Source organism: Cupriavidus sp. D39, from assembly GCF_026627925.1.
Lineage (GTDB): Bacteria > Pseudomonadota > Gammaproteobacteria > Burkholderiales > Burkholderiaceae > Cupriavidus > Cupriavidus ulmosensis.
In genome coordinates this window covers 5268434-5282417 of the sequence record NZ_JAPNLE010000009.1, presented here as the reverse complement: position 1 = coordinate 5282417, position 13984 = coordinate 5268434, and the positions used below count along the sequence as shown (strand labels likewise).

Annotated in this window: 12 protein-coding genes and 4 pseudogenes; 4 read left to right on the top strand and 12 right to left on the bottom strand. The window is 64.1% G+C overall.

Annotated features, from left to right (window positions below; genetic code table 11):
* Positions 1-58: 58 nt before the first annotated feature.
* Together OMK73_RS36725 and OMK73_RS36720 are read right to left on the bottom strand one after the other, a co-directional pair.
* Positions 59-787, bottom strand: coding sequence for a GNAT family N-acetyltransferase (locus OMK73_RS36725; protein WP_267606297.1), 729 nt, complete (start codon positions 785-787; stop codon positions 59-61).
* 282 nt (positions 788-1069) lie between these two features.
* The gene (locus tag OMK73_RS36720) at positions 1070-1504 is read right to left on the bottom strand and encodes a hypothetical protein (RefSeq protein ID WP_267606296.1); all 435 of its coding nucleotides are present in this window, start codon (positions 1502-1504) and stop codon (positions 1070-1072) included.
* Between OMK73_RS36720 and OMK73_RS36715 the strand changes: the two genes are divergently transcribed.
* Positions 1481-2011 (top strand): TetR/AcrR family transcriptional regulator, encoded by a 531-nt coding sequence (locus tag OMK73_RS36715; RefSeq protein ID WP_267606295.1) that lies wholly within the window; start codon positions 1481-1483, stop codon positions 2009-2011. The two genes, OMK73_RS36720 and OMK73_RS36715, sit on opposite strands and share 24 nt — an antisense overlap.
* Before the next feature lie 181 nt (positions 2012-2192).
* On the opposite strand, the gene OMK73_RS36710 is transcribed toward OMK73_RS36715, so the two are convergent.
* Complete coding sequence (locus tag OMK73_RS36710; RefSeq protein WP_267606294.1) at positions 2193-2549, bottom strand: nucleotidyltransferase domain-containing protein; 357 nt, start codon at positions 2547-2549, stop codon at positions 2193-2195.
* A gap of 234 nt (positions 2550-2783) precedes the next feature.
* Here OMK73_RS36710 and serB point away from each other — a divergent pair, with 234 nt between their 5' ends.
* Positions 2784-3638, top strand: coding sequence for a phosphoserine phosphatase SerB (serB, locus tag OMK73_RS36705; protein WP_267606293.1), 855 nt, complete (start codon positions 2784-2786; stop codon positions 3636-3638).
* Between the two features lie 90 nt (positions 3639-3728).
* Here the strand turns inward: serB and OMK73_RS36700 are convergent, their stop codons facing one another.
* From OMK73_RS36700 to OMK73_RS36670, 7 genes and pseudogenes are all read right to left on the bottom strand, one after another.
* Positions 3729-4955 carry a cystathionine beta-lyase gene (locus OMK73_RS36700; protein WP_267606292.1) on the bottom strand — a complete coding sequence of 409 codons (1227 nt, stop codon included), beginning with the start codon at positions 4953-4955 and terminating at the stop codon, positions 3729-3731.
* Between the two features lie 97 nt (positions 4956-5052).
* Complete coding sequence (locus OMK73_RS36695; RefSeq protein WP_267606291.1) at positions 5053-5694, bottom strand: hypothetical protein; 642 nt, start codon at positions 5692-5694, stop codon at positions 5053-5055.
* Between the two features lie 49 nt (positions 5695-5743).
* A complete protein-coding gene (gene bktB / locus OMK73_RS36690; RefSeq protein ID WP_267606290.1) occupies positions 5744-6928 on the bottom strand; it encodes a beta-ketothiolase BktB in 1185 nt (394 codons plus the stop codon).
* A 103-nt stretch (positions 6929-7031) separates the two neighbouring features.
* Complete coding sequence (gene rimO, locus OMK73_RS36685) at positions 7032-8411, bottom strand: 30S ribosomal protein S12 methylthiotransferase RimO (RefSeq protein WP_267606289.1); 1380 nt, start codon at positions 8409-8411, stop codon at positions 7032-7034.
* Positions 8412-8560: 149 nt separating this feature from the next.
* Positions 8561-8735, bottom strand: a pseudogene (locus OMK73_RS36680) (AbrB family transcriptional regulator); the annotation flags it as partial.
* Between the two features lie 184 nt (positions 8736-8919).
* Positions 8920-9353 (bottom strand): annotated as a pseudogene (locus OMK73_RS36675) (type II toxin-antitoxin system YhaV family toxin).
* Positions 9350-9679 carry a type II toxin-antitoxin system PrlF family antitoxin gene (locus OMK73_RS36670; RefSeq protein ID WP_267606288.1) on the bottom strand — a complete coding sequence of 110 codons (330 nt, stop codon included), beginning with the start codon at positions 9677-9679 and terminating at the stop codon, positions 9350-9352. The pseudogene OMK73_RS36675 and the gene OMK73_RS36670 overlap by 4 nt, the downstream one beginning before the upstream one ends.
* Before the next feature lie 44 nt (positions 9680-9723).
* On the opposite strand from OMK73_RS36670, the pseudogene OMK73_RS36665 reads away from it, so the two are divergent.
* Positions 9724-10694, top strand: a pseudogene (locus tag OMK73_RS36665) (TonB-dependent receptor); the annotation flags it as partial.
* Between the two features lie 254 nt (positions 10695-10948).
* On the opposite strand, the gene OMK73_RS36660 reads toward OMK73_RS36665, so the two are convergent.
* On the bottom strand, positions 10949-11860 hold the full coding sequence (locus OMK73_RS36660; RefSeq protein ID WP_267606287.1) for an alpha/beta fold hydrolase: 912 nt from the start codon (positions 11858-11860) through the stop codon (positions 10949-10951).
* 463 nt (positions 11861-12323) lie between these two features.
* On the opposite strand from OMK73_RS36660, the gene OMK73_RS36655 reads away from it, so the two are divergent.
* A complete protein-coding gene (locus tag OMK73_RS36655; RefSeq protein ID WP_267606286.1) occupies positions 12324-12896 on the top strand; it encodes a class I SAM-dependent methyltransferase in 573 nt (190 codons plus the stop codon).
* Positions 12897-12959: 63 nt separating this feature from the next.
* On the opposite strand, the pseudogene OMK73_RS36650 reads toward OMK73_RS36655, so the two are convergent.
* A pseudogene (locus tag OMK73_RS36650) lies at positions 12960-13939 on the bottom strand (tRNA dihydrouridine synthase).
* Positions 13940-13984: the final 45 nt, after the last annotated feature.

Genomic DNA, 13984 nt, shown 5'->3' with positions numbered 1-13984 from the left:
CAAGCCAACTCAAGGCGCGACGGGCAGGTCGCGCCCGACCTTCATCAATGAACGGCGATCAGGCCGAAAGTTCAGGCCTGGATCGCTCCCGTTTTTTCAGTGCAGCGATGTCGCGCACGGCGCGGACAGAGAATCCAAGTTTTTCGTACACGCTAGCGGCGCCGCTGTTCCCGTCCTTGACGTGAAGAAAAGCCGTCTCGCCGCGTTCGACGATCTGCCTCGCGAGCGAAGCGACAAGGACATTGGCATAACCTTTACCCCGATGGTCCGGGTGCGTGCAGACGCCGCTGACTTCCGTGAACCCGTCAAGGCGAACGCGTTCGCCGGCCATCGCAATGAGGGAGGCGTTCCCGTCGAAGATGCCGAGATAGCGCCCGATTGTCACCGTGCGCTTCTCCATCGGTCCGGGCTCCGTCAAGCCTGCCAGGGTCACCATCGCAGCGCCATCGGACAGATGGAGCTCCCTCATCATAGGCGCCGTCGTACCGCTGATCGGTGCGCGGAAACTCCTCTGCGTGCAGATCATCTGCAAAAATGGATCGCGCCACTGGGTTTCCCAGCCGTCCGGCACCGACTCGCTCCTGGCGCCGAACAGACCAATCGTTTCGCCAACCTTCACGATATCAGCAAGTGCCGCCCACGACTCGGCGGCCAGAGGATTTTCGAGTGCTGCTATCGGCGAAATGTCTGGCTGATAGCGCCTCGCCGGACCCTCGCCGATGCCGAAATGCCGTTGAGGGCCGGTGAGTGCATGCCATACTGGATTGTCTAACAGGTGCATAGTCATAGTTGTTACCTCGTAAATTTGCGGAGGGCCGACCGCCGCAGCGTCGTGAGACGACAGCATTCTGGTCGCGCTCACATTTCTTGCCGTCGAGATAGAGGCGGACCGTTTGAGGGACTTCCAACGGTAGACGGGCGTTGAGCTGGTCTAACGATGGTGCCGACGTGACCTGGCCGATCGCCAGGATCCTGGTGGTCGGTACTGGGGAAACGCCTGGATTGCTGGCTGTGTCACTTCGGATTCCAAGGGCGGGACATCGGAGCGACGGCGCAAGCCAATGGAAGATCAGCGGGCAACACGATCAAGGCATCCAGCGACAAAGACTGAGCGTGCAACATAGGCACCGGTCAGCGAAACCTCCGCTGCGGCATTAGCGTCTGTGCTTAGCCAGATGCCTTCGCGACGGTCCAGCCGGATCGTCTCGCCCGGACGCAGCCAGAACAACCTGCACACAGCGCCTGGCCGATCCTCCCCGCCCCGGGCGTTGCTCGCCCCCGGCTGGCATTTAGAGCATCTACGAACTCTAAATTTAGAGTAGATTGAAACTCTAAACGCCGCAAGGCGTTTTTCTGGAACCAGGGTCAGCAAGATGAGAAAGTCGAGAATCGAAACGGCCGAAACGAGGAAGCGCATCGTCGCAACAGCTTCCAGGGTATTTCTAACCAGGGTCTCGCCGCAACAGGCATCGCCGACATCATGGTTGCCGCTGGCCTGACGCAAGGCGGCTTCTATCGGCATTTCGGGTCGAAGGAGCTGCTGGTTGCCGAAGCCAACGGCGCGGCGTTCGCGCAACTGATGGACATGTTCGAACGTGCCATCGTCGGCAAGCCACCAGGGGAAGCGCTCGATACCGTCGTTTCTCTCTATCTTCACCAACTTCAGGGCAAAGACCCGGTGTATTTGTGTCCTTTGGCAACTCTGGGCAGTGAACTCCGGCACACCGACGAACAGGTCAAGGCGACGACCGTAGACGGCTACGAGCGCCTGGTCCGACTGATCGCCCAGCAAACGCAGCAGCTAGGTATCGCGGGGCATGCAGACGTCGCCAATGCGATTGTTTCAACGTTGGTGGGTGCGGTGACGCTGTCCGGACTCGCCCCCGATCCACGCACAGAGGAGACGATCCTGCTGAACGCGCAAAACGTCGTTCGCGTTCTATTGCAGTGTTCGCCACAAGCAAATGTCCCGACACGTAAGCGCCGGAGTTCACAAGCAGAGCGTGCATAAACCATTGAGTGCTGCCGCTCCAACCAGGGTCGCCCGGCGTCAATTCATACTCGTTGCCCATCATTCGCACTTCCCTGCCGTACCCGGATCAGACTCTTCAATCTGAAGATATCGCCGTCACTCAACAACAGCACGGCTGACGCGGCCGCCCTGCGCCCCTTTGCGAACAGGTCTTTAGGTGTCAACACAACCGAATCCCATCGCTCTCGATGTTGTGCAGCAAGGCCGGATTCGGATAGTCCTCTGGGTGCGCCAACTCCTCTTCCCATACGGGCAGGGGTTGCACGCGAATGCCGGTTTCCAGCAGCACGTCAAACGCCACGTCCGCCATGGCGAGCTTTGCCGCCATGAACTGGCCGCGTGGGCCAGGCAGCACCACGGCAATGTCGGCGTCGCTGTCCTCGCGGAAGTTCCCCTTGGCGCGACTGCCAAAAAGGATAGCGCCCCGTACCGGATAAGAAACCGCTATCCGGTCGAGAAAGGCCAGCGCTGTCCGCTCCGTGGCGGGATCGATGGGGCGCTCAGTCAGCGTATGCATACGATTCACGTCATCCCATTCATATGCTCAATGAGTATCATAGGTCATAACAGCCCCCCGGCCCGCCATCGCGCGGCGTCATGTGTCTCGCGTCGACAAGCGCTGCCCGTTATGAGGCCCGGCACAGGGACTGGGACTGGGACAGTTACAATACTGTCCTTCGCCGCCTGGCGCGGCACCGTCTTCGCATTCAACGCACCCGCCGCCGCGCCCTCGCCTCGCAACGCACCCGCCATGCCCCTGATCCTTCAAAGCCTCACCCCGCTCGCCTCCGCCGATATCGATGCTATCCGCACACTTGCCCACGCGCCCTCCCTCGCGCTGCGTGCCGAAACCGTGGCAACAGCCAGCGACAGCACACCACTGACGCCCGCCCTGCGCGAATCGCTGGATGCCTTCTGCGGCCCGCGCGCCATCGACTGGGCCATCGTGCCCGCCGGGCGCAAGCTGTCGGACTTCAAGCTGGTGGCGATGGATATGGATTCCACGCTGATCACCATCGAGTGCATCGACGAGATCGCCGACTTCTGCGGCCTCAAGGCGGAAGTCTCGGCCATCACCGAGGCCGCCATGCGCGGCGAGATCACCGATTTCAATGAAAGCCTGCGCCGCCGCGTGGCCCTGCTCAAGGGACTGGACGCCAGCGTGCTGGACCGCGTCTATGAAGAGCGCCTGCGCCTGTCGCCCGGCGCGGAGAAGATGCTGCAGACCGTGCAGGCCCTGGGCATGCGCACACTGCTGGTTTCGGGCGGTTTCGTGCATTTCACCGAGAAGCTCAAGACGCGGCTGAAGCTCGATGTCACCCGCGCGAACACGCTGGAGGTCATCGACGGCAAGCTCACCGGCCAGGTGCTGGGCGAGATCGTCAATGCCGACGTCAAGGCCCGCACGGTGCAGGAAGTGTGCGCGCAGATCGGCGCGGACCCGTCCCAGGCCATCGTCATGGGCGATGGCTCCAACGACCTCAAGATGATGGCCGTGGCCGGCCTGTCGGTGGCTTTCCGGGCCAAGCCGGTGGTGCGCGCGCAGGCCAGCGTTGCGTTCAACCATGTTGGGCTGGACGGATTGCTGCAACTGTTCCCGCATTAAGCGCTTGGCGGCTGGAAACAGCGCGAGCAAATAGCCGCAAAGCGCCCCAACGGGCCGCGCCGGACCCTGTCCGGCGCGGCCCTTTTCCTTTCAAGCCGTCAGTTGCGCTTCCATCGCGCCGCGCAGGTCGGCAATCAGGTCACGGGTATCTTCCAGCCCGATATAAAGGCGCACCAGCTCGCCGGCATTCTCCCAGCCAACGGGCGGCCAGCTGCCCTGGGGCCGCATGGTCTGGACGTGGTACGGCACCGCCAGGCTATGCGCGCCGCCCCAGGACCAGCCGATCGCGAACAGGCGCAAGGCCTCGACAAAGGCATCGACCTGGGCACGCGTGTAGCGCGCATGCAGCACAATCGAGAACAAGCCAGTGGCGCCGCTGAAATCGCGCCGCCAGAAGTCATGGCCGGGGCAGTCCGGCAACGCCGGATGCAAGACCTTGGCCACTTCCGGGCGCTGGGTCAGCCACTCGGCGACTTCGCGCGCGGCGCGGTCGTGCGCCGCCAGCCTCACGGGCATGCTCGGCAGCGAGCGCAGCACCAGGTAGCAATCGTCGGCCGACACGCCCCAGCCCATCAGCATGCGGGCGCGCTTGATGCGGTCGTGGAGTTTGTCGTCGGTGGTCAGCACGGCGCCCATCAGTACATCGCTGCCGCCCGACTGGTATTTGGTAAGCGCCTGCACCGAGATGTCGATACCCTTGTCGAACGGCCGGAAATAGACGCCGGCGGACCAGGTGTTATCAATGGCGGTGAGCACGCCACGCGCCTTTGCCGCTGCCACGATGGCCTGCGTGTCGGGGATTTCCATCGTCACCGAGCCCGGCGACTCCATCCAGATCAGGCGGGTGTTGGGGCGGATCAGCCCGGCAATGCCGGCGCCGATCATGGGATCGTAATAACGGACCGAGACGCCGAAGTCCCGTGCCAGCCATTCGCCGTGCTCGCGGTTGGGGCCGTAGACGTTATCGGGAACCAGCACGTCGTCGCCCGACTTGACCAGGGCGAAGTACACCTGGGAGATCGCAGCCAGGCCCGACGGCAGCAGCAGCGTATGGCGCGCGCCTTCGATCAGCGCGAGGTGCTGGCACAGCGCCTCGCTGGTGGGCGTGGCATGCAGGCCATAGCGCCAGTAGGTGGTGGTGCCGTCGCCATGCGCGCGCAACTCCGCCAGGTTGCGGAACACCACGGTGGAGCCACGATGCGTTGCTTGGGAAAACGAGGCGAAGCCCGGCGCGATGTCCAGCTCTGGCTGGACGGCCACGGTCGCCAGGTAGGCGGGTTGGGAAGCGGGCTGCTCGGGCGGCTGGTGGTCGGACACGGCGGTTCCTCGTCTGGCAATAACTCGATGAGCGTTCGAGCTTACCAGCATTCGGGTGCGCGTTGGCCTACTTGGCCCGGCCGGCCACGACTTGACGCTAGCGCCCGGAAATCGAGGACTTCGGCGCAGGCGGCGCGTAGGTGATGCCGCTGTTGGGGGTCATGTCGAACGGAGGGATCACCAGCACGCCCAGCGGCCGGATCATGAAGGGGAGCACGATTGCCGGGTTGACCGGGTCGGTCCAGTTGCCATGCACGATGCCGGCGCCGTCGATGGTGCCTTCCCAGTTGCCCGTGACATGCGTGCCGTCATTGGACTCCTCCATCAGGAAGGCGCCATTCTCGAATTCGCCGGCCAGCAGCCGCACGCCGCCGGCGCGGCCAACGCTGTACTCGCCATGCACGCTGTCGCGCTCGTCGGGCTTGGGGCCCAGGCGCAGGCGCACCGGCTGGTCGCCGAGCGTGCCCACGTAGACCGGCAACGACCGGTATTCGGGCCGCGGCGCGAGCGCCTTGGGCGCGGGCCCGGTGGAAAGCTGCGCGCCGCGCCGCGACTCGCCCTCGCGGATGGCCTGGTTGATCCCGAAACCCTGCACCTGGCTGGCATCGCCGGCGGCATTGGCGGCGCCGGGCGTGCCCGTGGACAGCTCGGTACCGCCGGCGGCCAGCGCGGCGCCGGCCAGCGTTGCCGCAGCCAGCCCGGCTGCCAGTGACAGGGAAACGGGAAGTGACAAGGACATGGGCAGAGACAAGGACAGAGTCGCTACGCGCCGCAAGACAGCCTCAGGTTCAGAGTTGTTCGAAAATCGCCGCGATGCCCTGGCCACCGCCGATGCACATGGTCACCAGCGCATAGCGGCCTTGCACGCGCTGCAGCTCGTACAGGGCCTTGACGGTGATCAGCGCGCCGGTGGCGCCGATCGGGTGGCCCAGCGAGATGCCCGAGCCGTTCGGGTTGACCTTGGCCGGATCCAGCCCGAGCGCCTTGGTGACCGCGCAGGCTTGCGCGGCGAAGGCTTCATTGGCTTCGATCACGTCGAGGTCGGCCACGGTCAGGCCAGCGCGCTCCAGCGCTTTCCTGGTGGCCGGCACGGGGCCGATGCCCATGGTCTTGGGATCGACGCCGGCATGCGCGTAGGAGACCAGGCGCGCCAGCGGCTTGAGGCCGCGCTTCTCGGCCTCGGCACGCTCCATCAGCACCACCGCGGCGGCGGCATCGTTCAGGCCCGAGGCATTGCCCGCGGTCACCGTGCCGTTCTCCTTGACGAAGACCGGCTTGAGCTTGGTCATGTCTTCCAGGACCGCGTCGTGGCGCACGTGCTCGTCGGTGTCGAAGGTAACGTCGCCCTTGCGGCCCTTGAGCGTGACCGGCAGGATCTGGTCCTTGAAGTGGCCGGCGCGGATGGCCGCCGAGGCGCGACGGTGCGACTCCAGCGCGGCTTCGTCCTGCTGGCCGCGGGAGATGTCATATTCCTTGGCCACATTCTCGGCGGTGACGCCCATGTGGATGCCATGGAACGGGTCGTGGAGCGCGCCCAGCATCATGTCGAGCATCTTGGCGTCGCCCATGCGCGCGCCCCAGCGGGCCGACTGCGCCAGGTACGGTGCGCGGCTCATGCTCTCCGCGCCGCCGCCGATGGCCACATCGGCATCGCCCAGCAGGATGGTCTGCGCGGCGCTGACGATGGCCTGCAGGCCCGAGCCGCACAGGCGGTTGACGGTCAGCGCCGGCGCGTCGATCGTGACGCCGCCCTCCACTGCCGCCACCCGGCCCAGGTACATGTCCCGGGGCTCGGTCTGGATGACGTTGCCAAACACCACATGGCCGACGTCGTCGCCACTGACCTGCGCGCGGGCCAGTGCCTCGCGCACGACCATGGCGCCCATCTGGGTTGGGGAAAGATCCTTCAGGCTACCGCCAAAGGTACCGATCGCGGTCCGCACGCCGCTCACCACCACCACTTCACGTGTCATTTTGTGTCTCCTGGGCTGATGTTGCAGCGCACAGTATAGCGGCGCGCGCGCCAAAACGAACGATCGTACTTTTACCTATCCGGACCCGCGGCTGCCAACCGCCTCAGACTTCGCCCCACAGGTCGTGGCCATCGGCGCCGGTGATTTTCACCGAGACGAATTCCCCGACCTTGTAGCGCGGCGCGCCCTGGGCCGGCGGGTCGATATAGACCAGGCCGTCGATTTCCGGCGCATCGGCCGAAGAGCGGCCGATGCCGCCGTCCTGGTTGATCTCGTCGACCAGCACGCGCAGGGTCTGGCCGACCTTGCGCTGCAAGCGCCGGGCGGAGACTTCCTCGGCCACTTCCATGAAGCGCGCGCGGCGCTCTTCACGGACCTCGTCGGGCAAGGCGCCCGGCAGGTCGTTGGCCGTGGCGCCGTCCACCGGCGAATAGGCGAAGCAGCCCACGCGGTCCAGTTCTGCCTCGGCGATGAAATCCAGCAGCGTCTGGAATTCTTCCTCGGTCTCGCCGGGGAAGCCCGCGATAAAGGTGCTGCGGATGGTCAGCTCGGGGCAGATCTTGCGCCAGGCCCGGATGCGGTCCATGGTCTTCTCGGCGTTGGCCGGGCGCTTCATGCGCTTGAGCACGTCCGGGTGGGCGTGCTGCAGCGGCACGTCCAGGTAAGGCAGCACGTGGCCTTGCGACATCAGCGGAATGATCTCGTCGACGTGCGGGTACGGATACACGTAGTGCAGGCGCACCCACGCGCCGTACTTGGCCGCGAGCTCGCCCAGTGCGCCGACCAGCTCGGTCATGCGCGTCTTGAGCGGACGGCCGTCCCAGAAGCCGGTGCGGTACTTCACGTCCACGCCGTAGGCGCTGGTGTCCTGCGAGATCACCAGCAGTTCCTTGACGCCCGACTTGAACAGGTTCTCGGCTTCCAGCATCACTTCCGCCACTGGGCGCGAGACCAGGTCCCCGCGCATCGACGGGATGATGCAGAACGAGCAGCGATGGTTGCAGCCCTCGGAGATCTTCAGGTAAGCGTAATGCTTTGGCGTGAGCTTGATGCCGGCGGCCGGCACCAGGTCCATGAACGGATCATGCGGCTTGGGCAGGTGCGTGTGCACGGCCTGCATCACCTCGCCCAGCGCGTGCGGGCCGGTCACGGCCAGCACCTTCGGGTGCACCGACGTGATGATGTCCTCGCCAGCCGCGTTCTTCTTCGCGCCCAGGCAGCCGGTGACGATCACCTTGCCGTTCTCGGCCAGCGCCTCGCCAATGGCATCCAGGCTTTCCTGCACCGCTTCGTCGATAAAACCGCAGGTATTGACGACCACCAGGTCGGCGCCGTCATAGGTGCCGCTGATGGCATAGCCCTCGGCGCGCAACTGGGTAATGATCTGCTCGGAATCCACAAGTGCCTTTGGGCATCCAAGGCTTACGAATCCCACATTTGGAATATGGTCTTTCTTAGTCGTTGATTCTGAAGGGTTTTTCACGATTACTTCCAAATGTGGGGCGGGCGAGGCGGGGCATGGCCGCCTGGCGGTACAAGGCCAATCGCGCATTTTAACCGCTTGCCGGAGTTTGCCGGGGCCTCATGGCCGACATGAACGTGGCAGGCCGTTTGCGGCTGCAGGCTATCGCGCGCCGGATCGGCGTGCTCGGCATCAGCCCGCGTGGCGATGACTTCGCCACCGCGGAGATCGAACGCCACTTTGCCGCCCGCATCCACACCCAACACCCGCCGGATGGGTGGGTAACGTGAGCTGCCCCTTGGCAGTCAAGGTCGCGACTTCGTGGATGTCATGCGTGGCCGGGATTCATGCAAGGAAAATTCCTTACCATATCGATGGGACACCCCTGCCGCGCCACGACAGGCCTTGCCCCATCGCCTGCCACGACACGCCGCTCATGCGAAGGGTTCCTCAAAGTCAGACTGTCCTCGATGATCAGGCCGTGGTGCATGTCCTCGGAATCGACCCTATCCGTGCAGAGCTGTTGGATTCAATCGTCTGGTGGATGGCCGTTGTCCAGCATTTTTTGAACACCCGGTAGGCGTCATCGGAACTTTCGTAGGCGCGCTTGGTGTCTTCGTCGTTCACCCAGCCGAGCACGAGCACCTTGCTCGGTGCATGGAAGCGGAAGAACAACCGGTACTGCTGAAAGAACTTGGCCCTGAACCAGTGCTTGTTTTCGCTGCCCAAGGTGCCGCCCTGGCGATATTCGGGCCTCGAGGGATCCTGCGGAATGTCGTCCAGCGCCAATTTGTAGATGGCCGCCAGCCGCTTGGTGGCATTCTTCTTCGTATAGCCTGCCGGGTCCTTGGCCTTGTGCGCCTCAACCTGCTGCACAAGTTTTTCGAGCTGATCGAGAAACAACGGGTGGGCGAACACCGTCCAGCCATGGATGACCACCGGGGCGGGCGGCGGGGAACTCATTCGTCGTCTGCCGACAGTTGGGCGTCAAGGTCAACGTCAACACCACCGACCAACGACTGCATGCGTTGGACCAGCCCGGTATCCAGGCTGCGCAAGCGCTCGGGGTGCTTGATCATGTCCTGGGCGAGAAAGCCGGGAAACTGCTCCAGTACCGGGTCGGCCGCCTCGTCGCTCTGGGCACGGGTCAGCACCACTTCCCCGTTCGGGTGAATGGTGTAGTGGATCTTGTCGCGCTTGCCCAGACGCAGAGCACGGCGAACGGTTTCGGGGACCGTTGTCTGGTAACGGTCGGTCAGCGTGGACTCGACTTCCAAGGTAGCCGGCATAACGCATCTCCAAGAGCATACGCCAGTACTCGGACACCGAAAGGGACTATGGCCGCAGATCGGTGCCGGGCGCGGACTGGACCACCAACATCTACAACCCGGTCTGGGGACCAGCCGCCGGAATGCGTTGGCCGCCGACCCTCCACACGGAAACGCGCCTGACCAGCTACGGCGTGGCGGATACCCTTTCTTTTGCACAGGACAGGGTCCAACTGACGCTGGGCGTGCGTCGCCAGGAAGTGCTCACCGATACCTTCAGCCTCACGACAGGGGCGCGCAGTGCCCGCTATGACGCAAGCGCCACGACGCCCGCGGCCGCGCTGCTGGTCAAGGCCACGAACCATATCTCCGTGTACGGCAATTACATTGAAGGGTTGAGCAAGGGCCAGGCCGCGCCGGCAACTGCCGCCAATGCGGGAGAGCTGTTTCCGCCGTACAAGACCAAGCAGAAGGAAATCGGCCTCAAGTTCGATCTCGGCGAATTCGCCCACACGCTCAGCCTGTATGAAATCAAGCGGCCAAGCAGCTATACCGACATTTCCACCAACGTCTTTTCCTTTGGCGGAGAGCAGCGCAACCGGGGGTCGAGTGGGGCTTCTTCGGCTCGCCGCTGCGCGGCGTGCGCCTGATGGGTGGCATCGCCTATGTGGACCCCAAGCTCACCAAGACCGCCGGGGGCGTCAACCAGGGCAAGCAGGCAACCGGTGTACCGAAACTGCAAGCCAAGCTGGGCGTGGAGTGGGACACCCCCGCCGTACGGGGCTTGACGCTGACCGCCAATGTGACCGCCGCATCCAAGCAATACATCAGTGCCGACAACTCGCTGTCGGTGCCGGGCCACACGGTGTATGACCTGGGCGCACGCTATGCCACCCAGGTCTCCAGCCATCCGCTGACCGTGCGGGCCAGCGTCACCAACGTGACCAACAAGGCCTATTGGGGCATGCCGCTGTTGTCCAGTTTGGCCCTGGGCGCACCGCGCACCTTCCAGCTCTCGGCCACGATGGACTTCTGAACGATGCGCGGGCATACGCCTCTGATGGCCACGTCTGCGGCGGTGGCAGACGTCCAACGGCAAGGAGTCCGCGCGCTCGCGAGCACCCCGGTCAGCCAGCGTCGTTTCGCAGGAATTGCTCGATGACGGTCGCAAAATACGGTGGGCACTCCTGCATGGGATAGTGCCCACAGTTCGGAAATACCTGCAAACTCGAATTCGGATGCCATGCAAGGAATGTCTCCTTCATGGCCTCCTCGCCAAGCCCCGGATCCTTATCGCCCACGATGATCAGATATCGCGTGTCGAGCCCGCGAATGTCTTCGACAAAGTTCGCCTGTACGAGCATGTTTAGGTATCCCTCCCGAACGGCATTCGGGGGCGATCATCGCCCGGTTCTGCCGCAGCTTGAAATCGGCCCATCGATCCGAAAGCCCCCCTGTCACGTATTTGACCAATCGACGGAATGCATCGTCGCTGTCGCCGGTGGTCGTGAAGAAGGCAAGTGCTTCCGGACTCAGTCGATTGCCGGCGGCGGAGATTGGACATACGGCAATCGCGCTTTTTATACGGGAAGGCGCATCGGCAGCAATACGCTGCGTTGCCATGCCAGTCATCGAATGCCCTACCAAGTGAAAGCGTTGCCAACCGAGCCTGTCGGCGAGATCCAGGCAGTCAGCGGCGATTTCCTCGACGGTGTACGCACCAGACAACTGCATGGACAGTCCGTATCCGCGCAGGTCAACAAAGACGTACGTAAACCGGGTGCCGTCGAGATAGGGAATCGCGGCATCGTAGTTGGAGTGGTCGCCCAGCCAGTCGTGCATGACAAGCACGCATTCCGGTCCGGTCCCGTGCTGCACGTATCCCAGGCCTGCGCTCGATGATTGGGTAGAGAGAACAAGTCGGTTCATTTCAAGGTCCTTTTTGGTGGGTGAAAGCCAAAGAAAACGCCCTCCCGGCGGATGGGGAGGGCGTCTTGAAATTACGGTCATCATAGTGGCTCCCAATTGAATGCGCAATGCGCGCGCCAATCTCAGTGCGCCGATGTCGCTCCCGCATCTCGCATCGCTTACGCCCGAGGTGAACAATCCGGCAATCCGCGCGATTGGCGCCGCACGCCATCGCACGTGGATCAAGGCGCTGCCAACCCCGGCGATGGTGGGCAGACCCGGAAGCCGGGTCATGACGTGCGAGCGCCATCGCCATCGCCATCGGCGAGTCCGGGAAAGATCTCATCCTAATCAAGAAATTTCCGCACTCGCTTTCGGATATGTCCAATGCCCAGGGAAATAGTCGGCTGTCAAACTATCAGGCTTCACGGCTCCGGCTTTCACCTCTTTCGTGGTGTTATTGGCCGGCATAGCGCTGACGGTTTGCGGACAAGTCATCCGCAGTGTAACGATCGGCTTGGCGCGCATGCCCGGCCCGCGAGAAGGGTACTCAGCCAAGCGCGGACATCATCGGAAAAGCCGCAAGCCCACCTTGCAGCGGGAACTCCCTCGTCAGGATCGCGCATTGATGCCGCCGTATTGGCGGTGGGAGAAAGGAGCCAGCGCGTTACTTTCGTGCGCCGTTGTGGCGCTCACCTTCCCGAATGTCGCTCTCGCCTGCGATTCGAAAGCACCACGCCACTCTAAGCACCTATCCATGAAACAACATGATTTCTACCAACAAACCCGGGGCGCCCCCGCCCATCCGAGCCTGCTGCAGGCGCTGGAGCACTGGACGGGAGAGCCTGGACTGGCGCTTGACCTAGGCTGCGGCGCCGGCCGTGACAGCCTTGAGTTGCTGCGGCGTGGCTGGCGAGTGCAGGCAATTGATGCGGAAGCGCGGGCCCTGGCCGCTCTCGAAGCGCAGGTCTGCGTTGCCGATCGCCCACGGCTGCACACCGTGCAAGCGCGCTTCGACGATCTTCACCTGCCCATCGCCCAATTGATTAACGCCAGTTTCGCCTTGCCCTTCTGCGCCCCGTCGGCCTTCCCGGGCCTGTGGCAGCGCATCGAGAACGCACTCGACCAGGGCGGCCTTTTCGCCGGACACCTGTTCGGCGAACGTGACCCATGGCGCGAGCGGGGCCTGTTGGTCCATACCCGCGAAGAAGCCGAGCGACTGCTGCGCGGCTGGCAGGTCCTCAGCCTCGACGAACATGAGTGGGATGGACGCACCGCGCTTGGCAGGGCCAAGCACTGGCATTTGCTGGCCTTCGTTGCGCGCCGCTGAAAGGCGCGCTTGCTCCTCGTGGCGGCTGAGCCGTTCGCCCGCCTGTTCCGCCAGCGCCAGCGCCTATTGCAACGAGGGTGATGTCGCCGGCACACCCTCCAGGGCGCTCTCGATCACCGCCTGAACCTCCAGCGCCCCTTGCAGGCGCCGGATGGCTGCATGCAGCTCGGCGGCCTGCGGCCAAGTCCGTTTCAGGTAGCTGAGCCACAGCTTGACGCGTCCGTGCTCGTGAGCGCATTCGTCATTGGCCTGCAGCTTCTTCAGGTAGCCGGCGATATGACGGAGCACCGACGGCCATTCCTCGCTGGACGGCGATCTGTCCATCAGTCCGCGTATCCGCAAGGCCAGGAATGGATCCGACACGGCACCCCGCCCGATCATCACGTCGGCGCAGCCGCTAACCGCCCGGCAGCGCTCCCAGTCGGCCACCGTCCAGACTTCGCCGTTGGCAGTGACCGGCACGTCCACCGCAGCATCGATACGCGCGATCCATTCCCAGTGGGCCGGCGGCCGGTAGCCATGATCCCGGGTCCTGGCATGCACGACCAGGGACGCCGCGCCCCTTCGGCCAGGGCCGTGGCGCAGTCAATCGCCAGCGCCGTATCTGACACGCCAAGCCGCATCTTTGCGGTCACGGCGATGCTGGCAGGCACCGCGGCGCGAACGGACGCAACGATCCGGTTCAGCAGTTCGGGATCCGCCAGCAGCATGGCCCCGCCGCCGTGCCGGTTGACGACTTTGGCCGGGCAGCCGAAATTCAGGTCCACGCCATGCGGCGATAGCCGGGCTGCCTGGGCGGCATTCACCGCCAGCCATTCAGGATCGCTCCCCAGCAACTGGATCACCATCGGCGTGCCGCTGGGGGTATGGCCTCCGTCGAGGATCTCGGGCGTGTCTCTCTCGTAGACGCGCTCGGGCAGCAGGGAGCCCGTCACCCTGACGAACTCGGACACGCACCCGTCGTACGCGCCCGTGGCGGTCAGCACGTCGCGCAACACGTAGTCGGCAAGCCCCTCCATGGGAGCAAGGAACAGCCGGCTCATGCGGAAGCGGGCGCTACTGGCGAGCGCTTTTCCTGGCGACGGGAG

Excerpts from the sequence above, each read along its gene's own strand:
- OMK73_RS36725 (WP_267606297.1), bottom strand. The coding sequence starts at position 787 with ATGACTATGCACCTGTTAGACAATCCAGTATGGCATGCACTCACCGGC.
- OMK73_RS36715 (WP_267606295.1), top strand. The coding sequence starts at position 1,481 with ATGGTTGCCGCTGGCCTGACGCAAGGCGGCTTCTATCGGCATTTCGGG.
- OMK73_RS36710 (WP_267606294.1), bottom strand. The coding sequence starts at position 2,549 with ATGCATACGCTGACTGAGCGCCCCATCGATCCCGCCACGGAGCGGACA.
- serB (WP_267606293.1), top strand. The coding sequence starts at position 2,784 with ATGCCCCTGATCCTTCAAAGCCTCACCCCGCTCGCCTCCGCCGATATC.
- OMK73_RS36695 (WP_267606291.1), bottom strand. The coding sequence starts at position 5,694 with ATGTCCTTGTCACTTCCCGTTTCCCTGTCACTGGCAGCCGGGCTGGCT.
- bktB (WP_267606290.1), bottom strand. The coding sequence starts at position 6,928 with ATGACACGTGAAGTGGTGGTGGTGAGCGGCGTGCGGACCGCGATCGGT.
- OMK73_RS36670 (WP_267606288.1), bottom strand. The coding sequence starts at position 9,679 with ATGCCGGCTACCTTGGAAGTCGAGTCCACGCTGACCGACCGTTACCAG.
- OMK73_RS36660 (WP_267606287.1), bottom strand. The coding sequence starts at position 11,860 with ATGACCCGGCTTCCGGGTCTGCCCACCATCGCCGGGGTTGGCAGCGCC.
- OMK73_RS36655 (WP_267606286.1), top strand. The coding sequence starts at position 12,324 with ATGAAACAACATGATTTCTACCAACAAACCCGGGGCGCCCCCGCCCAT.